Raw genomic sequence first — 21,165 nt, forward strand, 5'->3', positions numbered from 1 at the left:
CCAGAATTGATTAGAAATAAGAAATTTATTTTGGTTAATTTAACAGCGGAAGAAGAAAAATTTACCAGAACACTACAAGAAGGACTTAAAGAATTTGAAAAAGAAATAAAGAAGTTGGGGGATAAAGAAATTGAGGGAATGGTAGTTTTTAATTTATTTCAGTCATATGGTTTTCCTTTGGAATTGACCAGAGAGTTGGCCAAAGAAAAAGGATTGGAAGTTGATGAGGCGGGGTTTGAAGAAGAATTCAAAAAACATCAAGAATTATCGCGGACGGCTGCCGCTGGTAAATTTAAGGGTGGATTGGCAGACCATTCGGAAAAAGTCACCCAATATCATACGGCTACGCATTTATTGAATGCGGCTTTGCGAAAAGTTTTGGGTGACCATGTTTTTCAAAAAGGTTCGAATATTACCGAAGAACGCTTGCGGTTTGATTTTTCTCATGGTGAAAAAATGACCGTAGAACAAATTAAACAAGTAGAAGATTTGGTCAATGAAATAATTCAAAAAAATATTCCTGTGGAATGCGCAGAGATGACGGCTGAAGAAGCCAAAAACAAGGGAGCGATTGGCGTATTTGCTGATAAATATGGTGAGAAAGTGAAGGTTTATAGCGTGGGTCAGTTTAGTAAAGAAATTTGTGGTGGGCCACATGTGAAAAGCACCAGAGAATTGGGGCACTTCCGAATTATAAAAGAAGAGGCGAGTAGTGCTGGGGTTAGGCGTATTAAAGCTGTATTGGGCTAGACGCAGGATCCCTTGGCTTCGCTCGGGATAAAGTGAGTGGAAATACAAAACAGGTTAAAGAGCCTGTTTTTTGGTTATTATTGACAAAATATTTAAAGTATTTTAAAGTTCAGGAGCCCATTAATAAAAGATAGTGCTGATCAAAATAAAAATTCCAAGGAGGGATCAATGAAGGAGACATTGAGAATAATCCTCACATTTTTTGTGACTATTATTTGGATTCCATTTATTATTTTGGGGCTGGTTGGTCTAGCCCTATTCGTGGTTTTTATTATTGTGCCCCTAGAGGCCCTATTCGGCCCCGAATAAAAACATAGACCAAAGCCCGGCTTTGTATAAATTTAGAGCCGGGCTTTTGTTTTTGACAATAGATGTTTTGTGTTGTAAAATAATAGCAAAACAGAGTAAAATTTTTATGGTTTCCAAATACGATTATCACAAGAGAGAGTTGGGAGAAAATTATTTTAATCCTCGTCCAAAGAAAAGAAATAAATTGGCGAGGACTTTTGCTTTTTTGTTTTTTTTCTTGTTTTTGGTAGCGTTATTCGTTTATGTTTTTCCTGAGGTAGAGATCACTATTGTGCCCAAGACAGAAAAAATTGTTAATGATTTTGAGGTGAAGGTAGATGGTAATATTGGTGCACCGGATTTGACTAATAATAAATTGCCAGCAGTAACGATTGGCGCCGAAGATGCTTTAGAGAAAACCTTCCCAACTACGGGAGAAAAAAATATCGGGGAGAAAGCAGAGGGGACGGTTGTTTTTTATAACCAAACGGGCTTGGCGCAGACGCTGACAACAAATAGTAGTTTGTCGGCTGACGGGGGAAGGATTTTTTATTTGCAGAATAATATAGAAATACCAAAAGCTGAGGTGTCGCCAGAGGGGACAATAGTTTATGGGACAATCAGCGCCAAAGTGGTGGCCAAAGAGGGCGGAGAGGATGGCAATATCGGGCCGGGGAGAATAATACTGATCGATTTGCCTTTTAATAAACAGAGTAAAATATACGGTGAGATAAAGGAAAATTTTGTTGGTGGCTCGAATAAGAAAATAAAGGTGGTGTCAGAAGATGATATAAAAAATGCAGAAAAGTCATTGACAGATGAGCTGTACCCAAAGCTAAAAGAGCAACTATTGGCCAAGATTGATGAGGGGCAAAAGATTGATGATAAGCTGATCAAATATCAGATTTTATCAGTAGAAAAGGCGGTAGAGCTAGAAGAAGAGGTGGCGGAATTTACCATGAAAGCTAGGGGGTTGGCAGAGGCACTGACGTGGGACGAAACCCAAATAAACGATATGGTGAGTAAAAAACTAGAAGAAAAAGAGACAGATGGCAAAAAGGTGATTGCCAGTTCGCAGGATGTTTTGAGAATTGAGCCAAAAGAATTTGATATAGACAAAAAAACCGCTGAATTGTCTGTCCATGCAGAAAATCAGATATCTATGCCAGTAGAAATAGAAAAACTAAAAGACCAATTGAAGGGGATGAGCGAGACAGAGGCGAGGAGATTTTTACTTAGTCATGGCAATATCAAGGATGTCAGATTTAAATTTAATTATAGTATTACAAACAAGGTGCCGAGTAACGGTAATAGAATTATAATAAATTTGAGTTTATAAAATAATTAACCCCGGCGCTGGCCGGGGTTTTTAAAAATAAGTTTAATTTTTCAGGATCATCTCTGCGGTCAGATAGCCGATGCCAAAAGGGTGCTCATAGGATAGAATTTGTGGTGTATAGGCAGTATGGTGGAGTGCCCCAAGTAAAATAGCAATTGGTTTTAGGCCGCACTCTTCAGCTTCTTTGGAAAGTGATTCATCAATGGATAGAATTTCGTTTATTTTTTTTCTTTTTAGTGATTTTATCAGGGTATGGTCAAATTCTTTGGCCCGGGGTGAGGTACCAGCAGGCGAGTCGCCAGATATTTTATGTGAAAGATCGCCAGAAGCCACGATGGCTATTTTTTTATCTGAGTTTTTGAATATTTTTTGTAGGTGTTTGCCAAAGTTGTAATTTTTTTGTGGGTCGTAGGAGATTGTAGGATGGATGGCTAGAATTTTTAAGCCAATAATATCTTGGGTGAGATAAAAAAGAGGGATGGTGGCACCGTAATCTATTTTTTCTTCATTAATTAATTTGATATCAAAATTTTCGGTGTTTTTTGTGGAGCCGGCGCCAATAATTTCAGCCAACTCAGTATCAGCCGCTAGTTCTAATTTGGTGGCTAGGTCGCCAAAGTTTTCTAATGAGCCAAAATATTTTGGAGATGCGTTTACGGAAAATTCAGTAGAGGGGCTTTGATTGTGGGGTGAGATAATAACAAGCGTATCTGGTTTTATAGAAATGAGTTCATCGTTGATTTTTTGGAGGGAATTTATAGTCGTTTCTAATTTGGTTATATTGTTTTGCCCAATGGCCGGTATAGCGAGCGGCGGGTGAGGGCAAAGAGCTGCAAATTTTATCATAGGTGATTTATTTTTGGGTGATAGTTGCTCCTATGGGGTGGAGCTCAAGAGTTTTTTGATCGACGTAAATTATATTTTCAGTTTTGAACCCCATTGATTTGAAAGTCTCCATAGAATCAAAGGGCCTTCTTTCGCCAGTGGAAATAAAATATACAGCCGGTGCGCCTTTGATGCCAACCAATTCGCCATCGCGGAGTTTTAATGGCTTGGCGGTGTTGTACTGCTCCAGTTCACTTGTGCTGACTGGGGTTAATTTTTTATTTTTATAATAGACATTTAGAATATCTTTGGTAGGGACAGGGTGTTTTTCTCCTGATTGGACCAGATAGACCCCGCCGGTTTTTTTGTCCTGCATTAGGGTGCCGGTGGGGTGGAGATCTTTTTTGGTGACAGGGTCGCCAAATTTATAGGGGAAAATATCTTTGTTGCCAACTTGGATTATTTCTTCCGGATTGAAGCCTAGGAGTTTAAATGTTTCCCTGGAATCTATAGGACGAAGGGTATCATCATCTAAAAGATAGATACCGCCGGTGGGGATTTGTAGTAGAGAATAATTTGGGTGTTCGATGGGGCTGCCGACTGGATATTTGTCCAATTCATTTGGTTTGACCGGGATGACTTTTTTAAAAGAAGAATAGCGGCTCAAAAAAGCAGATTTTGAATGGAAGGGGTGTTTCTCGCCGTCTTTTATGAGCCAGATGCCGCCGTCTTCGCTGTTTTGCAGCAGAGCACCGTCCATATAGCTGACGGCAAACCATTTTTCCCAGAGTTCTGATAAAAGTTCGTTGCCGTGTAAGTGGGGAGTATAGGTGTAGAGGGCGCGAGTAGCATCATTTTTGATGGTGACCTTGGTGTTGTCTATGGTGTATGTTTCTCCAACCTGAAATTTAAATTTGTCCGGGTTGTCATAATAAAAACGGGTACCACCAGCGCCCCAGTCAACTTGGCTGAAAAACCCTTTGTATTTTTGGACGCCAGGATCACCTTTGCTGCAGCTATCGCAGATGCCATAGCCAGTGGCCCAATCATATTGGTCTGTAGAGGGATTTTGATCAGTGACAAGGCTTTGTTCTTTTTGTAAGAGAGTCAGGATATAGCGAGGGCTTATTTTGTGGAGACGGGCGGTGTCATAGATGATTTGAGCGGCGGTTACTTTGATATTTGGGTCGATATATTTAGCCAGTGGACTATTTTTAACCTCTAGAAATTCTTGGATTTGGTCCATGCGCATGCTTTCATAGTTTGTCAGCTCTTGATCGGAAATAATGAATTGGGGATTGAATTGTGCAGAAGCACAAAAGACGGGATAAAATGAGCTAACTAAAAAATAAAGTAAACTAAAAATAGGGGTTAATTTTTTTATTTTTACCATAAAAATTTTTTTGAATTGGTAGGGTTATTATAACATTAATTAATGGTTTTTGGCAACGATAAACGACAACTAGCAGAAACTACGCATTTATTAAATAAAGAATTAAATAACGGCGATTTTTAACTTTTTATATTATCGTTATTTATAATATTTATGTTATAATAATATTAATGACCAGAGAAAAGATATTGCCAAATCAGTCTGGACTGACGCTGATGGAGATTTTGGTATCTCTAGGGATTTTTTTATTGATCAATGTTTTGGTTTGGGTTTTCGTAAAGCAGAGCTATTTTTTTCAGAGTTTTGCTTTTGAGCAGGCGACTTCTATCAGTGAGGCGCAGAGAGGGGTGGAGACAATGGTCAAAGAAATACGCGAAGCAATGCCGGCTGATACTGGGGCTTATCCGATAGAAAAAGCTGATGAGTTTGAGTTGATATTTTTTAGCGATTATGACCGAGATATTTCAGTAGAGAGAGTCAGATATTATCTAAATGGCTCTGATTTTATCAAAGCTGTGACTGAGGGCTCGGGTACACCTCTGCAATATTTACCACAAAATGAGGTTTCAACTATTTTGTCGCGTTATGTAAGGAATGGTGAAGATGAGCCAGTTTTTACATATTACAATGGTGACTACCCAAACGATTCAGAAAATAATCCTTTAGTCACGCCAGCTGATCCAATGGTCTTGAAGTTGATACATGTTCACTTGAAGATCAATGCTATACCGGACAGGGCACCAAAAGAATTTATTCTTGATTCAGATGTGCAGGTTAGAAACCTTAAAGATAATTTGTAATTTTAAATTTTTAAATATAAAAATATGAAAAGCGTAATAAAAAAAGTATGTTTGGTGACAGTGGATATGGGCTATGGACACCAAAGGGCGGCTTTTCCTTTGAGGTTTTTGGATCGGCACGAAGAGATGATTTTGGCCAATAATTATACGGGTATACCGGAAAAAGATCTAGAGGTTTGGAATCAGGGTCGTAAGCCATATGAATTTATCTCCAGGGCCAAACATATTCCTATAATCGGTGACGCCTTGTTTTGGGGGATGGACCAAATGCAGAAGATCAATGATTTTTATCCGAGAAAGAAAGAGTGCCGTCCGAGCTGGCAACTCAAAACAAATATGGCAATAATCCGGAGCAAGCAGTGGGGCAAGGATTTGATAGACAAGCTGGACCGGGAAGAATTGCCACTTTTGACCACCTTTTTTACAGTAGCTTATATGGCGGAAGAATTTAATTATCGCAATGATATTTATTTGGTAGTGTGCGATGCGGATGTATCTCGGGCTTGGGCGGCACCAAATCCGGCCACTAGCAAAATAAAGTATTTTGCTCCAACCAGAAGAGTATATGAGCGCCTGCAATTGTATGGTGTGAAAACAGAAAATATTTATTTTACCGGTTTTCCTCTGCCAAAAGAAAATACCGGCGAGGAAAAATTGGATATTTTAAAGCAAGATCTAGCCAATAGACTCAGAAATCTCGACCCAAAAAATTTTTATATAAATAAATATAAAAAGACGATAGAAGAATGTCTTGGTGAATTTAGGGTGCCGGAAAAGTCGATGCACCCGCTGACTATCACTTTTGCGGTAGGTGGTGCCGGAGCCCAAAGAGAAATGGGCGCAAAATTATTGAAGAGCATGAAACACAATTTGGGCCGGGGAGAAGTACGTATAAATTTGATAGCTGGGACGCACAAGGATATTTATGAATATTTTATGGAGAAAATAAATGAATTTGGTTTGGTAGAAATTTTGAATAAAAATGTTTTTATTTTATATGAAGAGACAAAAGAGGACTATTTGATGAGGTTTAATGAAATTCTACGGACAACAGATATCTTGTGGACCAAGCCATCGGAGTTGTCTTTTTATGTAGCTTTGGGTTTGCCGATAATTATTACAGAGCCGCTGGGTAGTCAGGAAGTTTTTAATCGCAAGTGGTTGGTTGGCATTGGGGCGGCCATGGATCAGGAAAATATAAATTATGCTAACGAGTGGTTGTTTGATTGGTTGAATTCTGGTTGGTTGGCAGAGGCGGCAATGCAGGGATTTTTCGAGGCGCCGAAATATGGGACATTTAACATCGAAAAAGTAATAAAAGGTGAGTTGAAGGATATAAGAAAACCTGATACAATATTTCAGTATTAGGACATTTAAACATATAAATATTTAAGCATTTAAAATTATGCCAGAATGTATTTTTTGTAAAATTATCAAAGGTGAGATACCATCTGATAAAATATATGAAGATGACTTGGTTTTGGTTTTTTTAGATATTAGTCCGATAAATAAGGGCCATGCTTTGGCGGTGCCCAAAGAACATTATGAAAATTTGTTGGAGACACCAGAGGAATTAGCCGGAAAAATGATGGCAGTCGTGAAAAAGGTGGCTAAGGCAATAAAAATTATCACGAACGCTGAGGGTATAAATATCGGTATAAATAATGGTTTGGCTGCTGGACAATCTGTATTTCATGCCCATATTCATGTGATACCTAGATATCTGAATGATGGTTATAAATTGTGGGGCAGCGATAAGATTTATGGTCCAGGTGAGAGCCAGATTTTGGCGGAAAAAATTAAAAGTGAAATAAATTAAAAGAGATAATTGAGTTGACAATAATATTCTTTCGCTATAAAATGATAAAAACTAAATTTATGAAGATAGTAGTTATAGGTTCTCATGGAACAGGAAAAACAACATTAACAAGAGGTATTTATAATTATTTAAAGGAGGATAGCAAGATGAAGGTTTGTGTAACTGGTGCTCATGGAACTGGCAAGACGACCCTATCAATGTTTTTGTCTGGTAGGATAAAATGGAGATATTTGCCAGAATCTCCAATGCAAGCGGTGGTGAGGGGATTCGATATAAACGAAAATACATCGCTTGCGACTGAGTGGTGGATTATTGCCAAACAACTGGAAATGGAACTTTTAACCCCAGAGCCTTGGGTATCTGATAAATGCTTGATTGATATATTGGCATACGCCAGATATCTATTTCGCAAAAACAAGGCTTTTCTCCGAGCAGTGGATTTATTGAAAGAACACATTAATTATGATTTGGTATTTTATCTGCCAAGTGGTGAGTTCCCCATTGCTGATGACGGCTTCCGGTCACTTGACCCGGCATTCCAGAGGGAGATTGACAGGATTATAATAAAAATAATGCGGGAGCTAAATATAAAGTATCATCGATTAGTGGGTAACCCGGAGCAAAGATTTATGGAGGCAAAAAGAATAATTGATAAAAGACTCAGTGTTTAAATCATAAAATAGGCTGGTTTTTAATAAAGACTGGCCTATTTTTTAATAATATTATAAATAGCGGGTTGCGCCCCCGTTTTTATTTTTGGCCAAAATAGAGATAATTTATTAATTAGCATTGACAGATATATTTAAATATGTTAAGGTATAGACTCTTATAATGGGATTTTTTGCTGGTATTTTTGGGCAAATGGAGTTATAATAATAGGACCCAAAAATGCAAGTAAAAAATTCCAAAAACAAAAAAATATTCCAGCCCCTGCAATCGCCGGAGATTTTTGGTTAAACGAAATTTTCTGCAGTTGTGGGGGTCTGGAGTAGAAGAATACCCCTTTAAAAATTACATAACAAAATAGAAGGAGGTAAAAGGAAAAGAAAATCGTCCCCTTTAACCAGTCGGCCCTTGGGAAGGGCCTTAATTCACATGTGTAAGAAGAAAGTTTATGTGGAGGTATTGAAAATGAAGAAAGCGATGTTTTTGATGTTTATGTTGGCCGTCTTTTTGGCCAATGTTTTCGCAGGCAATGAGCCAACCTATGGAGTGGCCAATGTTGACGGCAATGCCAGTGAATGGAACCTGACCAACGATTTTTTTGCCGACATGTATCGGGCAGCCAAGCCCGATAAACCAGTGGAGTCCAAACTCTACCTGCGTTACGACTGCCAGACCAAAACCCTGTATGCCTTGGTGCTGGTTGTGCCGGACGTGCAGGCCCTGGTCTTGCCCGACGATGCTTTCATAAAACTGGGCAACAGTACCAAACTGGTTGACGGCAATTATGGTGATGACGGTGTCGTGCCAGATTTTGCCTGGGTCGGTTTGAGCCAAAGTGGCCAGGTGGCTACGGGTTGGGAGGCCTCGGTTCATCTCGAGCCCGGCTATTACCCAGACCTTAATGTCCACATACAAGTGATCCACGACGGCCAACAAACTTCGGCTGTCAAAGATCGCGCGATCCCACTGCTTATTGATTGCCCACCCCCGACTGGTGAGTTCAAAGTGGGCATCAAGGATGATATTTTCCTTGGACAAAAAACGCTTGCCTGGACTGGTTTTAAAACCGGCAATCAGGATGGCGGTTGTCCTGGTACTTATCAAGCCAAAGGCAAGGTGTCGATCGATACCACGGCTGGACAAAGCGTGTTGAATTACAGCGTCAGTGGGCTGGTTGTCGTGACGTATGAATGCGACGGCCAGTACCCGCCCATGGCATTCAGTGTCGTCAAAGACAGTCTGTTCGCCAAAGTAAAAGGCATCTGGCAGCTTTTGGGCCAGAAATCTTTTGCTGGCATGACCCTTGCCTGCGGTCAGACATGGACTGGTAATTTTGCTTACAATTTTACTTATCAGCCCGGTATGACCAAACTGAAAAAGGTGGACGTGGCATATTACGGTGAGGGACAGTCTGTTCGTTTTGAAGAGGAATATAATCTGCCCGCGCCAGTCATGCAAAACGGCTGTATCCTGGTGTATCATCGCTGGGACGGCCAGCCGGAGAAATTTTTGGGCCAGGTTTGTTATACTGATCAACTGCCCAAAGTTTTCAATGTTGATTCCACCGTCACCTACAGCGAGCCGGGCGATTATAGCTTCAAAAACTATTTTCGCACCAGCGACGGTCAGAGCGGCGAGGCCACGCACTCTTTTCTGATCAAAGAATGTCCGCCTGAAAAAGAGCTGGAGCTTTTTAAAGTCTGGCTTTACAACGGACAGGAGGGTGTGCCGCCCGATGTATTGGAAAATTTTCGGGTAGTGGCCACGAGCGATATCGACAAACTGGTTTATGCAAAAATTGGTGGCGTGCTCGCCTGGCGTGATACTCAAGGCAATCTTCGTAATAAGCTCAAATACATTCTTGCTTCGAGCATTAATGTGGTTGAGGAAAACCCGCCTTTCGGTTGGGTAAACACCGGCGGCCTTGGCCAGATCACGCCGTTGAACAGCAAGCATTATGTGTATAACTCGAAAGAGTTTACCGAGTGCGATCCGGACGATTTCAATGTGATGATCATTGTGCAGAAGGATGGCCAGCCCGTGGCCGGAGTGACTATGAACGTCTACATTCCGGTGATTCTCGGGGGGGACGGCGATCATCTGCTTACCTTCAACTCGGACGGATCGGTCACGGCCAAATATGTGGGTAAAGGGAATGGCGATTATGTCACTGGGCAATGCCATTCTTTCGACTACTGGTATTATCGTTGGGGTGGCAAGGGCAATCTGTTGGAAAACAGCTTACTTTGCTGGGATAACAAAACCCTTCCTACACGGCCTGTGGTATTTGAGTTGTTTGCACCGCAGGGTCAGGTTTTTGCCATTAATGGCCAGCCCAAATATACCCGCTCTATTCGGTTTGATTTGAAGACCCCTGGCATGGATGCCGAGGGTCATGTCAATATCATCCCCAATTTCCCGGAATGGTATACCGATTGGGTGTTTGAGTTGGTCGGCGCGGCACAATTTGCTGCCAATCCAATCACTTTTGCGGGGGCACCAGAACGTCTTGTTTTTGAACAAGGTACGCCAGCTTTTCCTGGTGAGGATTGGAACAATGCCGTTGATTTGGATCATGACGGCTGGGATGGAACGGTTACTGCCAAGGGGCCGGCCAATAATCCCGCTGGACCGGCTTGGGCCACCTTCAGTTTTGCCGATGGTAAACCCCGGGGTATTACCGGCATTTATATGCAAACGGCTGGACCCGGTCTCAGTAACGAGAGACAAGCTGCCAAGTTTGATATTTACGGCAGCTTGGATGGTGTTAATTACACTCGGCTGCTGAGGCAAACACGTGAGTGGGGTGGCGCATTGCGCAATTTTAATGTTGCCCCTATGAACGTGCGCTATGTGAAGCTGGTGCTTAATACGCCGCAATATACCAGCGGCAACTGGCGCCAGCTCGTGGAATTTGGTGTGGTTTTTGGACAGGTGCCTTCTTATGCCAGGACCACTGGAGAAGACGAGTTGGAAATCGCAGCGGCCCCAGCCGAATTTCAACTGGAACAAAACTATCCCAATCCGTTTAATCCAGTCACTTCGTTGCGTTATCAGTTGTCGCAGGATGTACACGTGACGCTGGCGATATTCGATATCTCCGGTCAGCAAGTGGCGCGGCTGGTGGATGGAAATCAGGCGGCGGGATGGCATAACGTCAGATGGGATGCCGCGGGCATGCCAAGCGGCGTATATTTTGCCCGCATCGTCGCCGGCGAGTTCTCCGACGTGAAACGGATGATGCTACTCAAATAAAACAAAGGAAAAACAAAGGCCATAAAATAGGACTTGGCCAGTCCAGCCCTCGAGGTGAAAAACTTCGAGGGCTTTTATTTTGGTGATTTTTGTTCTTTGGAGGCTATTATGATATAATAAAATAGCGAAAAAGGGGGAGAAAGGGTGAAATTATGCAATTATCTGGTTTGCAGAAATACATACTTTTAGAATGTTTAAATGCCAAAAATGGCAGGATTTTTCGGGGCAGTTTGGCTAATTTTTATAGTCGAGCGAAAATGCCGCCCAAAAAAGAATTAATGGTGAAAATTATTACTCAAAGTATAGAGCGGTTGATAAAAAGAGATTTGGTGGTGGGGTTTGGAGAGATCACGAGTGAGAAGCAATTTATCAAAGAAATCAAAATAACTAGCGTGGGCAGGAGGGTGGCGAAAAAGCTATTAGGGGAGCAGATGAGAATACCACTGAAGGCGGGTAGGAAAGTAGGGAAGTAGGGTGGTAGGTAAATTCAAAATCTAAAATTCTCGTCTCGCCGATGGCGAGCCGAGGCGGGCAAAATCCAAAATAAATTACAAATTAAATTATTTATTGCTATGAACAAAAAGTTGATCAAATACTTGGATGACAACAAGATTAAGTATGAATTGATGGAGCACAGGGTGGTTTATACGGCTTATGATGTGGCGGCGACAATGCATGTGAAGCTGGGGGAGATCGCCAAAAGTTTGCTCATAAAGTTTAATAAGCCCTTTGAAGATGGGAAAAAACCTTATGCCTTGGCGGTGGTGGGAGCCGATAAAAATATTGATTTGAAAAAGCTGGCTAAAGTGGTGAGCGACTGGGCAGTGAAATTGAATAAAGAGCTAAGAATGAAGAAGCCCGAGAAGGGCAAAAAGCCGGTGGTGGATATTTATAATAAGGTGGCCAAAGTTGATTTGCCCAAAGAAAAAGACATGAAGGACAAATTTAAAGTTCCGGCTGGAGCAATGTCGGCTTTTGGCTCGTTTTATAAATTGCCGGTGTTTGTTGATAAAGGTTTTGCTAAAAAGGAAAAAGCGATTTTTGCGGCGGGGAGCTTTACGGAGAGCGTGAAGATGCCAGTCGGTAGTTTTGTAAAAATGGAAAAAGCAATGTCAGGGGTGTTTGCTGTGCCAAAGAAGGCGAAGAAAAATATCAAAAAAAACAAGAAGAAATAAAATAGAAATTTATTGCAAAAATATGATAAAGAAGACAAGTGTTTTGTTTTTACTTCTAGCCTTTTTTTTGCCGTTGGTAGGAGTGAGGGCCGATGGCATGATCATACCAGAGCCAAATTATCATGCTTGGGAGACTGATCAAAAGGCAGTAATATTTTATGAGGGTGGCCAAGAGACATTGGTAGTTTCAACGTCGTTTCAGGGAGATGCCAAGAGTTTTGCCTGGATAATTCCAACCCCGAGTCAACCAAAGGTTAGTAAGGGTTCAGACGAATTGTTCACGTCTTTGGCGGAGCTGACGAACGTTTATAAAGGTGTCCAGCGGAACACGATGGATGTTGGTTATGGGGTGACGCAGGCGATAGAAGAGGACGTCAGGGTGATAGAAACAAAAAAGATAGATTATTATGATGTGACTGTTCTCGAGGCAAACGAGGCGACATCTTTGAGCCGGTGGTTGAATGATAATGGTTATAATTACCCTGAGTCCGGTAGGTATATTTTAGAAGATTATATAAAAAATGGTTGGTATTTTACAGCCGTGAAAATTAATGATGAATATTGGTCAGAGGCTCTAAAGGGGCAATTGAGAACCGGACATGCTACGCCTCTAAAATTTCAATTTAAAACCGATAAGATTGTTTACCCAATGAGAATTTCTTCAATAGTTGATTATGCGATTGACGGTCAGAATAATCCCTATGGGTATTATTATAATAGGAATGTCGGGGTGTTGCTCTATGTAATCGCCGACAATAAACAGACATTGCCAGGTTTTAATATTGATTATGCCGGGTATATAAAAAAAGAGACAATAGAAAAATTGGCTTATAATGACCAAGGTAGCCCATGGCTAAAAACAGAAAATAATAAGTATTTTTTAACAAAATTATATCGTTCAATGGGCAGAGCGGAGATGACCAGCGATTTGTATTTTCGTCAGGCAGACGATAACAAAACAGTAAATGCCCCAGAGGAGCAAATTAATAAATATGCTGGTTTTATTATTGTTGCTTCTGTGGGTGGTTTTATTTTTTTGGTTTTGTTGATTTTGTTATTTATTCAGGGTAGAAGGAAGGAATAATAAAAAATGAAAATTATAAAATAATTAATTATAAAATATATGCCTAATGTTTTACCTCAAGGGCAGACGTCAACGCCCGAGAGCACGCCCAAAAAGCACAGGGTTTCTTTTCTGGCAGTAGTTTTAACGATGATTTTGGCGGTTGTTATTATTCTTTTGGGGGAAAGGATAATGTTCGATCTAAATAGAGCCGCCAACCCATTAGTGAAAGATAATGTGGTTTATAACAATTATGACTATACATCGGGTTATATGGGTGGGGGCATGAGCGCTGGTTTGGTAATGGAAAAATCTTCTCTCTCTGGTGCGAGGGTTTATTATTATGGTAGCCAGTCTGGCCAGTATAAGTTATATAAAATTTTGATTCACGCCGCTTTTGTTTTGCCAATTTTCCTTTTGTTTTTTTTGGTTTATTATTGGGTGAATATAAGGAACCGCGGTTCTTATTTGAAAGTCGTAGTCTGGGGTTATATGGTGGGGGCTATTTGGTTTTTGCTGCACCTGATTGGTGAAACGGCAGGTTATGTGATTGATCAATATAAAAATTCAGCGGTTTATATTATTTTAGTATTTATAGCTGTAGTTTTGACATCATTAGCTGTTTTTTTACAGAAGAAGAGTAATATTAATAACGAAAATTAATATTTATGCATTACGAGATAAAAAAGATAGATATTTGGACGCTAGCTAGATATTCTGGGGTATTTTTCTTTTTGCCAGCGTTGATTCCCATGGTCGTTGGTTTGTTGACCATGGCCTTGTATAGATATGGCAGGTTTGACTTTCAGCAGCTTTTTTTTATTATCTTGCCGTTGTTGGTTTATGTGGTGGGATTTTTGGTGGGTTTGATTTTTGGTTTAATTTATAATGTTTTAGCAGGTCGGATAGGTGGGATTAGGCTGGAGATTGATTATAGCGAGGAACAAAAATAGTTTTATTTATGCAAATAAAGGTGGACAACTTTGAGGGCCCGCTTGATTTGTTGCTACACTTAATAGAGAGTGAGGAATTGGATATTACGACAGTTTCTTTGGCTCAAGTAGCGGATCAGTATATTGGGTACATTGAATCTTTGCCGGAAAAGCAGCCGGATTTGTTGGCTGATTTTTTGTTGATTGCCGCCAAACTTTTGTTGATAAAATCAAGGGCTTTATTGCCAGAAATATTTCAAGACGAAGACGGTTCTTTGTACGATCTGGAGAGGCAGCTCAAGATGTATAAGAAGTATTTGGAGGCAAGCAAGGAAATAGAAAAATTGGTGGCCCAAAAAAGGTTTGCCTTTGGGCGACCAGAATATATCAGGCCGGCTGGGGCAAAATTTGTGCCGCCAAAACAACTTAACAAAAACAAATTACATCAGACAATGAAGACAATAGTGGGTGAGCTCAGTGCTTTGGCGCGCTTACCAAAAAAATCTTTGGAGCGAGTGATCTCAATAAAAGAAAAAATAGAAGAAATCAGGCAATTATTAAAACAGAGAGATTTTATACATTGGCACGAGCTGATAGAAAAAGCCAAAGACAAGACAGAAATTATTGTGAGTTTTTTGGGGATATTGGAGCTCAATAAGCAAAAAAATCTCGAGATAGAGCAGGCCGAGGTTTTTGGAGAGATAAAAATAAAAAATATAAATAATATTGTTTTATGATTAGTTCAAAAGTAGAGTCAATTTTATTTGTTTTAAATAAGCCAATTGGAATAAAGGATTTGGCCAAAATATGCGAACGGTCGGTCGAGGAGATCGAGGTGGTATTGGAAAATTTGAAAAATAAATATAATCACAAAGAAAGTGGCATTAATGTTTTGGTTACCGGCAAAGAGGTGCAGATGGTTAGCAACCCAGAAAATAGAAAGCTGATAGAGGGTTTGGTCAAGGAAGACATAGAGGGGGAGCTCACCAGACCGCAGTTGGAAGCGTTGACGGTGATAGCTTATCGAGGGCCGATCACAAAGATGGAGCTGGAGCAGATACGCGGGGTTAATTGTACTTTAATCTTGAGGAATTTGATGATAAAAGGGTTGGTAGAGGTAGAGGAGGATAAAATAATAGACAATAATAAATATAGAATAACGGTAGATTTTATGAGACACCTTGGTATAATGGAACAGGGTGAGTTGCCAGACTATGAGGAATTATCAAAATCAGAAACAATAGAGGAGGTAATGCGAGGTAATATTAATTAGTATGTTTAATTTTTTAGTAAGTATATTGATAGCCAGTCAGTTGGTAGTGCCGCTGACAGAAATAGCTAATATTGTCGACCAAAAGGAGACATACCCGAGGAGGATAGATAATGGTAGCTTTGGTCCGGTGATTGAAGCCGGGAGCGCGCTTGTGATGGACGCAGAGTCGGGCAAGGTTTTATATCAAAAGAATGGTTTCGAGCCGAGGCCAATAGCGAGTATAACCAAACTAATGACAGCTTTGGTTTTTTTGGAAAATAATTTGGAGTGGGACAGGGAGGTAGTAATAACAAAAGATGATAAAGAAAGTGGTGGGAAGGTGGTGGTGTCTCCGGGTGAAAAACTGAAACTAAGAGATTTGTTTAATGTGGCATTGGTCGCCTCGGTTAATAGTGCAGCCTATGAACTGGCCAGAGTGACTGATTTGAGCTATGATGATTTTATAAAGAGAATGAATAGTAAGGCCAAAGAAATTGGCATGATGAATGCCAATTTCGTGGAGCCAACCGGGATTGACGAACATGACAGGGCGACGGCGATGGATGTGGCGAAGTTGATCCAAAGCGCCATCAAGGAGGATGATATAAAAGAAGCCTTGACTACGACAAGCTATACATTTTTTTCAGTGGAAGGGTCGAAATATACAATAAAAAATACCAACAAGCTGCTCAAAAGCTATTTAGATATTTGGGGTGGCAAAACTGGGTATACAGAAGAAGCCGGATATTGTTTGGCTAATTTGGTCCACAACAAAGAGAGTGGCAAGAACATTATAGTGGTAATTTTGGGAGCTGGTTCTGAAGAAGAAAGATTCCAACAAAATAAATTTTTATCCCAATGGGTTTTTGACAATTGGGAGTGGAAAAAACAATAATGCCTCAAGAATTAACAGTTTTTTTGACAGCTATGACCCCTCTCGGAGAGCTAAGGGCGGCTTTGCCATTGGCGCTCCTAGGTTTTAAAATGAGTTTGTTTGGTGCTTATATAATTTCTGTTTTGGGCAATATGGTGCCGGTGTTTTTTTTGCTTTTATTTTATCGTTATTTGGCAGAATATTTAATGAAGAAATTTGTTTGGGCCAAGCGTTTTTTTGGTTGGCTGTTTGAAAGGACTAGAAAAAATTTTAAGGGTGATTATGAGAAATGGGGCAAGTTAGCCCTTATGATATTCGTGGCAATACCTTTCCCAATGACGGGGGCCTGGAGTGGGGCCCTGGTTGCTTGGTTGTTTGGTTTTAGATATTGGGAGAGCATTTTTTTTATTTTTATGGGCGTGTGCCTGGCCGGAGCAATAGTTGGGGCGGTGGTTGTTGGCGGGTCGGAGTTTTTTAAAATTTTATTTGTCAGCTAAATTTAATAATATGGAAGCACATAAAAAGATATATTTAATAGCCAATTGGAAGATGAAACTTGGCCATGAGGCGAGTATGGAGGTAGCAAAAGAGATAAAAAAGAGATATAAAGGCGAAGAGGGGCTGGAGCTGGTTGTTTGCCCGGCAGCCACAGATCTGGCAGAGGTGGGCAGGGTTTTTAGGGGAACAGACATAAAACTGGGGGCACAAAATATTTTTTATCATGACTTTGGATCTTATACGGGGCAGGTATCGCCCGCCGTTGCCAGGGAGTTGGGTTGCGAATATACCATAGTTGGACATTCAGAAATGAGAAAATTGGGTGAAACCGATGACGATGTCAACAGAAAAGTGGGGGCGGCTCTCAAAAATGGTCTAACCCCAATAGTCTGTGTGGGCGAGACATTTGAAGAATATCAAGAGAAGAAAACCGAGGTGGTGATAATAAATCAAGTGACAAAAGCCTTAGAGGATATAAAATTTGAAAAGGATCAAAAAGTTATTATTGCCTATGAGCCGGTGTGGGTGATAGGCAGTGGGCAGGCGGTAGAACATGGCGTTTTTCAGCACATCGTTCAGATTATTGTGCATACGGCGGTGGAGCTGGGCGCGGATGTCGTCGACAAATTTGAGGTTATTTATGGCGGCAGTGTTGATGAAGAAAATGTGCGAGATTTTATTATGGGTAATATTTCTACGGGGGTGATAGTGGGTAATAACAGTTTGACAGCGGAAAAATTTTTGGCTATTGTGAACGAGGTAAAATAATATGGTTTATTTTATTTTAGTTTTCATAATTATTTTTTGTTTGGCGGTTATTTTTTATTTAGTTGGCAACAAAGTGCGTAAATTAAAATTGATTGCCGTAGAAGAAATACCCCAAGAAAGACAAACAGAAGTCAAGAAAAGGCTTTTGGAGATTAAATTACAGAAAAAACTTTCTTCTTTCGTGAGAAAGATTTTTGGGTCAGTGTTGAATTTTTTTAAAAGCGCTGTTTCTAAAATGAAGCGAATCTTTGTTTTTTTTGTTAATTTTAAGAAAGTAAAATTGTTTAAAAAAGAAAAAGAAACCGGGGTGATAAAAAGGGAGATAAAAACTGGTATTTTGGCAAAAGACAAATTGGCTGAAGCCGAAGTTTTGATGAAAAAGAGGAAATGGGACGAGGCTGAGGAAAAATATATTGATATTTTAAAGGATGATCCAAAGAATGTGGGTGTTTTTATGGCTTTGGGTGATATTTATACAGCTAGAAAAGAATGGCAGTCGGCCGAGGAAACCTATCGACACATAATGAGAATAGACCCAAGTTTTTTACCGGCGCAAAAAGAACTTGGTGATGTTCTGGAGAGTGTTAAGAGCTGGGAAGACTTGAAAAAATTAACCCAATATATTTTAAAGAATGGTCATGAGGAGTTGTGGGTTTTTTTGAAGTTGGGTTTGAGTTATAAGAAGACAGGCTACCCGGATATTGCTGAAGAGTATTTTGAGAGAGCGGTGGAGCTGGAACCCAAGAACGAGTCGGCGCTTGACTATTTGATTGAGACGGCTATAATAAACAAAAATAAACCATTGGCGCTTAAAGCTTTTAACACGTTACTTGGTGTGAGCGCAGATTTATTAAAAATTCAGAGTTATAAAGATAAGATCGATATTCTTTAGTCAATAAAATACATTATCCGCCGTCTTAGCTCAGTTGGTAGAGCAACTCCATGGTAAGGAGTAGGTCCGCGGTTCAAATCCGCGAGACGGCTCCAGTAAATATTTTTAAATCGCCCCGATGTAGATCGGGGCGATTTTATAATTTGTAGTTTTTTGGTATGATTAAATTATAAACTAAGATTATAAAAATATGAAAATTATTATAAATTGGTTGATAAATACCGTGGCGGTGACAATTGCCGCTTATGTGATACCGGGGGTGAGGCTGGAAGGATTCTGGTCGGCGTTTTTTGCGGCCGTGGTTTTGGGATTGGTTAATGCCATAATAAAGCCAATATTTATTATTTTGACTTTGCCTATTAATATTTTGACTCTTGGTCTTTTCACTTTGGTGATAAATGCGCTGATGGTACTTTTGGTGGGTAAATTGGTACCCGGGTTTGAGATTGTCGGTTTGTGGCGGGCGATGCTATTTAGTATTATTTTGACGATTATCAACGCTATTCTAAATTCAGTAGTTAAAGAATAAATTTTATGAAGCAAATAAAATTAGTAATTTTGTTTTTAGCGCTGGGAATTTTGTTTGTTTTGCCAAAAATCGTTTGGGCAGAGCAGATTGATAATTATAAAGTGAATATTGTCGTCAACGCCGACAGTACTATATTGGTGGAGGAAAGAATTGATTATAATTTTGGCACAGAACAAAGACATGGTATTTATCGCGATATCCCTTATAAATATCAGGCGCGTGGTGGAAATTATAAACTAGAGATAGATAGCATATCAGTGACCGATGAGACGGGCGGAGCGATAAATTTTGAAACCAGTAAGAGTGGTGGAAAGTTAAAAATAAAAATTGGTGACGTGGACATTTATGTGACTGGGCAAAAGATTTATACCATAAGATATAGAGTCAAGGGCGCGATAAATTATTTTGCGGACCACGATGAGCTGTATTGGAATGCGACAGGCAATGATTGGCCGATGAATATTATTAATACTGAAGTGGTAGTAAAATTGAATTTTTTGAATACTAGTTCCCAGGAAATAACAGCGGTTTGTTACGCTGGTGGATTGGGTGTCCAAGATAGTAGTAATTGTCATTTTGCTTTTGGTGGTAATGGTGTCGGGTTTAAGAGCGGGTCATTGTACTCACGTGAAGGGCTGACAGTTGTGGTCGGTTGGCCAAAGGGATTTACCAAAGAACCAGGATTTTTGGATAAGGTTATCAAGAGGCTCAAAGATAATGGGGTTGTGTTAATGCCGATTTTAGTTTTGATTTTTTTATTTTGGTATTGGAAAAAATATGGTAAAGATCCTGCAGGCAGGGGGACAATCATCGCTGAATATGAGCCGCCAGTCGGAATTTTGCCGGGAGAAGCCGGAGTGGTTTATGATGAGAAATACCAGACCAAAGATTTGACAGCAACAATTATTGATCTGGCAAGGAAGGGATATTTGAGAATTGAGGAGATAAAAAAAGATTTCTTGGGGATTAAAACTGGCAAAGATTGGAAAATTACCAAGATTAAAGAGTGGGATGGCGAGCGTAATTTTGAATATAGTGTGTATGATTCTTTTTTGCAAAATGAAGTGATTATTTCAAAATTGCGTAGCGATGTGACTTTTGCGAAAAAAGCCAAAGAGGTAAAGAAGGAAATTTATGAGGCCGTGCGGAGTAAAGCTTGGTTTACAAAGGATCCGGAGAAACAAAGAGCAACTTTTGTTGCTATCGGTTGGTTATTTTTGGGGTTGTTATATTTTTTGGGAGGAATAGTTTTGGATTTTGGCGGTGGAATAGCGATTGGGTCACTGGTGATTTCTGGGGTGTTGTTTCTTGTTTTTTCTGGTATGATGCCCAAAAGAACCAAAGAGGGGGTTTTGATGAAAGAAAAGCTCGAAGGATTTAAATTGTTTTTATCAGTAACTGAAAAAGATAGAGTGAGTTTTCATTTTTCACCCTCAGCTCATCCGGAAAAATTTGCCGAGTATTTGCCTTGGGCGATTATTTTTGGAGTAGAGAAGGAGTGGGCAAAAGTGTTTGAGGGGATAGACTTGCCGCAGCCAGATTGGTATGTGGGGACATGGGCCGGAAATTATACAGCTTTGGCCTTGGCTGATTCGATGGGGTCATTTAATAATTCTTTTAGTAAAACCGCTGTTGGGTCAGCGGCGGCGGGTGGTAGGTCTGGTTTGGGCGGTGGTGGATTTTCTGGTGGCGGCTTTGGCGGCGGCGGAGGGGGTAGTTGGTAGGAAAATTTATAAAGTATTATCTATGATGTATTTTGAAAAAATAATTTTTTGAATTTACATATGTTAGAAAAAGTAGAGATCACACAAGAGGAAATGGAAAGAGCCAGATTTAGAAATTTACAGGTTTGTATATTGCAAGCCGCTGAACGGCGAGGAGTGTTAGAACATCAAGAAATTGCTGGTTTTTTAGAGGAAAATGCTGCAGAGTTGAGGGGGTTTATAGAAGATTTGGTTGATAGAGGCTTTATTAATGACGAAATAATAGAGGCGGGAGTTATTTATATAAAAACGCATATGCCAGCCGAGCCATAAAGGTATTTTAA

The 21,165-nt window shown here is 40.2% G+C and carries 24 protein-coding genes and 1 tRNA gene; 23 read left to right on the forward strand and 2 right to left on the reverse strand.

The genetic code is table 11. From position 1 onward, the window contains the following. The 3 genes from GYA54_01130 to GYA54_01140 all read left to right on the forward strand — a co-directional run. A partial coding sequence (locus tag GYA54_01130; GenBank protein ID NMC51315.1) for an alanine--tRNA ligase occupies window positions 1-750 on the forward strand: 750 nt, incomplete at its 5' end. 168 nt (window positions 751-918) lie between these two features. Further along, window positions 919-1,059 (forward strand): hypothetical protein, encoded by a 141-nt coding sequence (locus tag GYA54_01135; protein ID NMC51316.1) that lies wholly within the window; start codon window positions 919-921, stop codon window positions 1,057-1,059. A gap of 106 nt (window positions 1,060-1,165) precedes the next feature. Beyond that, the gene (locus GYA54_01140) at window positions 1,166-2,377 is read left to right on the forward strand and encodes a hypothetical protein (GenBank protein NMC51317.1); all 1,212 of its coding nucleotides are present in this window, start codon (window positions 1,166-1,168) and stop codon (window positions 2,375-2,377) included. Window positions 2,378-2,419: 42 nt separating this feature from the next. Here GYA54_01140 and amrB read toward each other — a convergent pair whose 3' ends face one another. Both amrB and GYA54_01150 read right to left on the reverse strand, forming a co-directional pair. After that, window positions 2,420-3,223, reverse strand: a complete 804-nt coding sequence (gene amrB / locus GYA54_01145; protein ID NMC51318.1) for an AmmeMemoRadiSam system protein B — start codon at window positions 3,221-3,223, stop codon at window positions 2,420-2,422. 7 nt (window positions 3,224-3,230) lie between these two features. Continuing rightward, complete coding sequence (locus GYA54_01150) at window positions 3,231-4,595, reverse strand: hypothetical protein (protein ID NMC51319.1); 1,365 nt, start codon at window positions 4,593-4,595, stop codon at window positions 3,231-3,233. Window positions 4,596-4,765: 170 nt separating this feature from the next. On the opposite strand from GYA54_01150, the gene GYA54_01155 reads away from it, so the two are divergent. From GYA54_01155 to GYA54_01250, 20 genes are all read left to right on the forward strand, one after another. Beyond that, a complete protein-coding gene (locus GYA54_01155) occupies window positions 4,766-5,395 on the forward strand; it encodes a hypothetical protein (GenBank protein ID NMC51320.1) in 630 nt (209 codons plus the stop codon). Between the two features lie 24 nt (window positions 5,396-5,419). Next, window positions 5,420-6,763 (forward strand): hypothetical protein, encoded by a 1,344-nt coding sequence (locus GYA54_01160; protein ID NMC51321.1) that lies wholly within the window; start codon window positions 5,420-5,422, stop codon window positions 6,761-6,763. 37 nt (window positions 6,764-6,800) lie between these two features. After that, window positions 6,801-7,214 (forward strand): HIT family protein, encoded by a 414-nt coding sequence (locus GYA54_01165; GenBank protein ID NMC51322.1) that lies wholly within the window; start codon window positions 6,801-6,803, stop codon window positions 7,212-7,214. 59 nt (window positions 7,215-7,273) lie between these two features. Further along, entirely contained in the window at window positions 7,274-7,885 is a 612-nt protein-coding gene (locus GYA54_01170) for an AAA family ATPase (GenBank protein NMC51323.1), read from the forward strand. A 424-nt stretch (window positions 7,886-8,309) separates the two neighbouring features. Beyond that, on the forward strand, window positions 8,310-11,135 hold the full coding sequence (locus GYA54_01175; protein ID NMC51324.1) for a T9SS type A sorting domain-containing protein: 2,826 nt from the start codon (window positions 8,310-8,312) through the stop codon (window positions 11,133-11,135). Between the two features lie 152 nt (window positions 11,136-11,287). Continuing rightward, window positions 11,288-11,608, forward strand: coding sequence for a hypothetical protein (locus GYA54_01180; GenBank protein NMC51325.1), 321 nt, complete (start codon window positions 11,288-11,290; stop codon window positions 11,606-11,608). Window positions 11,609-11,707: 99 nt separating this feature from the next. Continuing rightward, entirely contained in the window at window positions 11,708-12,310 is a 603-nt protein-coding gene (locus GYA54_01185; GenBank protein ID NMC51326.1) for a hypothetical protein, read from the forward strand. Window positions 12,311-12,332: 22 nt separating this feature from the next. Next, window positions 12,333-13,394 carry a DUF2330 domain-containing protein gene (locus GYA54_01190; GenBank protein NMC51327.1) on the forward strand — a complete coding sequence of 354 codons (1,062 nt, stop codon included), beginning with the start codon at window positions 12,333-12,335 and terminating at the stop codon, window positions 13,392-13,394. A 39-nt stretch (window positions 13,395-13,433) separates the two neighbouring features. Further along, on the forward strand, window positions 13,434-14,036 hold the full coding sequence (locus GYA54_01195) for a hypothetical protein (GenBank protein ID NMC51328.1): 603 nt from the start codon (window positions 13,434-13,436) through the stop codon (window positions 14,034-14,036). A gap of 5 nt (window positions 14,037-14,041) precedes the next feature. Beyond that, on the forward strand, window positions 14,042-14,326 hold the full coding sequence (locus GYA54_01200; protein ID NMC51329.1) for a hypothetical protein: 285 nt from the start codon (window positions 14,042-14,044) through the stop codon (window positions 14,324-14,326). A gap of 8 nt (window positions 14,327-14,334) precedes the next feature. Then, a complete protein-coding gene (locus tag GYA54_01205) occupies window positions 14,335-15,042 on the forward strand; it encodes a segregation/condensation protein A (protein NMC51330.1) in 708 nt (235 codons plus the stop codon). Continuing rightward, a complete protein-coding gene (scpB, locus tag GYA54_01210) occupies window positions 15,039-15,578 on the forward strand; it encodes an SMC-Scp complex subunit ScpB (GenBank protein ID NMC51331.1) in 540 nt (179 codons plus the stop codon). Before GYA54_01205 ends, scpB begins: the two co-directional genes overlap by 4 nt. Window position 15,579: 1 nt before the next feature. Further along, a complete protein-coding gene (locus GYA54_01215; protein NMC51332.1) occupies window positions 15,580-16,452 on the forward strand; it encodes a D-alanyl-D-alanine carboxypeptidase in 873 nt (290 codons plus the stop codon). Next, window positions 16,452-16,928, forward strand: coding sequence for a small multi-drug export protein (locus GYA54_01220; protein ID NMC51333.1), 477 nt, complete (start codon window positions 16,452-16,454; stop codon window positions 16,926-16,928). The genes GYA54_01215 and GYA54_01220 overlap by 1 nt, the downstream gene beginning before the upstream one ends. A gap of 10 nt (window positions 16,929-16,938) precedes the next feature. Continuing rightward, window positions 16,939-17,697, forward strand: a complete 759-nt coding sequence (gene tpiA / locus GYA54_01225) for a triose-phosphate isomerase (protein NMC51334.1) — start codon at window positions 16,939-16,941, stop codon at window positions 17,695-17,697. A 1-nt stretch (window position 17,698) separates the two neighbouring features. After that, a complete protein-coding gene (locus GYA54_01230; protein ID NMC51335.1) occupies window positions 17,699-18,589 on the forward strand; it encodes a tetratricopeptide repeat protein in 891 nt (296 codons plus the stop codon). A 19-nt stretch (window positions 18,590-18,608) separates the two neighbouring features. After that, window positions 18,609-18,684, forward strand: a tRNA-Thr gene (locus GYA54_01235). Window positions 18,685-18,779: 95 nt separating this feature from the next. Then, window positions 18,780-19,118: a phage holin family protein gene (locus GYA54_01240; GenBank protein NMC51336.1), complete on the forward strand. Its 339-nt coding sequence runs from the start codon at window positions 18,780-18,782 to the stop codon at window positions 19,116-19,118. Between the two features lie 5 nt (window positions 19,119-19,123). Beyond that, entirely contained in the window at window positions 19,124-20,842 is a 1,719-nt protein-coding gene (locus tag GYA54_01245; GenBank protein NMC51337.1) for a DUF2207 domain-containing protein, read from the forward strand. Between the two features lie 60 nt (window positions 20,843-20,902). Next, on the forward strand, window positions 20,903-21,154 hold the full coding sequence (locus GYA54_01250) for a hypothetical protein (protein NMC51338.1): 252 nt from the start codon (window positions 20,903-20,905) through the stop codon (window positions 21,152-21,154). The last annotated feature ends 11 nt before the right edge of the window (window positions 21,155-21,165 follow it).

The organism is Candidatus Kuenenbacteria bacterium (assembly GCA_012797775.1).
Taxonomy (GTDB): Bacteria; Patescibacteriota; Patescibacteriia; order UBA2196; family GWA2-42-15; genus JAAZMX01.

Coding starts and splice junctions, on each gene's coding strand:
- GYA54_01135 (NMC51316.1), top strand. CDS start 919: ATGAAGGAGACATTGAGAATAATCCTCACATTTTTTGTGACTATTATT.
- GYA54_01140 (NMC51317.1), top strand. CDS start 1,166: ATGGTTTCCAAATACGATTATCACAAGAGAGAGTTGGGAGAAAATTAT.
- amrB (NMC51318.1), bottom strand. CDS start 3,223: ATGATAAAATTTGCAGCTCTTTGCCCTCACCCGCCGCTCGCTATACCG.
- GYA54_01150 (NMC51319.1), bottom strand. CDS start 4,595: ATGGTAAAAATAAAAAAATTAACCCCTATTTTTAGTTTACTTTATTTT.
- GYA54_01155 (NMC51320.1), top strand. CDS start 4,766: ATGACCAGAGAAAAGATATTGCCAAATCAGTCTGGACTGACGCTGATG.
- GYA54_01160 (NMC51321.1), top strand. CDS start 5,420: ATGAAAAGCGTAATAAAAAAAGTATGTTTGGTGACAGTGGATATGGGC.
- GYA54_01165 (NMC51322.1), top strand. CDS start 6,801: ATGCCAGAATGTATTTTTTGTAAAATTATCAAAGGTGAGATACCATCT.
- GYA54_01170 (NMC51323.1), top strand. CDS start 7,274: ATGAAGATAGTAGTTATAGGTTCTCATGGAACAGGAAAAACAACATTA.
- GYA54_01175 (NMC51324.1), top strand. CDS start 8,310: ATGTGTAAGAAGAAAGTTTATGTGGAGGTATTGAAAATGAAGAAAGCG.
- GYA54_01180 (NMC51325.1), top strand. CDS start 11,288: ATGCAATTATCTGGTTTGCAGAAATACATACTTTTAGAATGTTTAAAT.
- GYA54_01185 (NMC51326.1), top strand. CDS start 11,708: ATGAACAAAAAGTTGATCAAATACTTGGATGACAACAAGATTAAGTAT.
- GYA54_01190 (NMC51327.1), top strand. CDS start 12,333: ATGATAAAGAAGACAAGTGTTTTGTTTTTACTTCTAGCCTTTTTTTTG.
- GYA54_01195 (NMC51328.1), top strand. CDS start 13,434: ATGCCTAATGTTTTACCTCAAGGGCAGACGTCAACGCCCGAGAGCACG.
- GYA54_01200 (NMC51329.1), top strand. CDS start 14,042: ATGCATTACGAGATAAAAAAGATAGATATTTGGACGCTAGCTAGATAT.
- GYA54_01205 (NMC51330.1), top strand. CDS start 14,335: ATGCAAATAAAGGTGGACAACTTTGAGGGCCCGCTTGATTTGTTGCTA.
- scpB (NMC51331.1), top strand. CDS start 15,039: ATGATTAGTTCAAAAGTAGAGTCAATTTTATTTGTTTTAAATAAGCCA.
- GYA54_01215 (NMC51332.1), top strand. CDS start 15,580: ATGTTTAATTTTTTAGTAAGTATATTGATAGCCAGTCAGTTGGTAGTG.
- GYA54_01220 (NMC51333.1), top strand. CDS start 16,452: ATGCCTCAAGAATTAACAGTTTTTTTGACAGCTATGACCCCTCTCGGA.
- tpiA (NMC51334.1), top strand. CDS start 16,939: ATGGAAGCACATAAAAAGATATATTTAATAGCCAATTGGAAGATGAAA.
- GYA54_01230 (NMC51335.1), top strand. CDS start 17,699: ATGGTTTATTTTATTTTAGTTTTCATAATTATTTTTTGTTTGGCGGTT.
- GYA54_01240 (NMC51336.1), top strand. CDS start 18,780: ATGAAAATTATTATAAATTGGTTGATAAATACCGTGGCGGTGACAATT.
- GYA54_01245 (NMC51337.1), top strand. CDS start 19,124: ATGAAGCAAATAAAATTAGTAATTTTGTTTTTAGCGCTGGGAATTTTG.
- GYA54_01250 (NMC51338.1), top strand. CDS start 20,903: ATGTTAGAAAAAGTAGAGATCACACAAGAGGAAATGGAAAGAGCCAGA.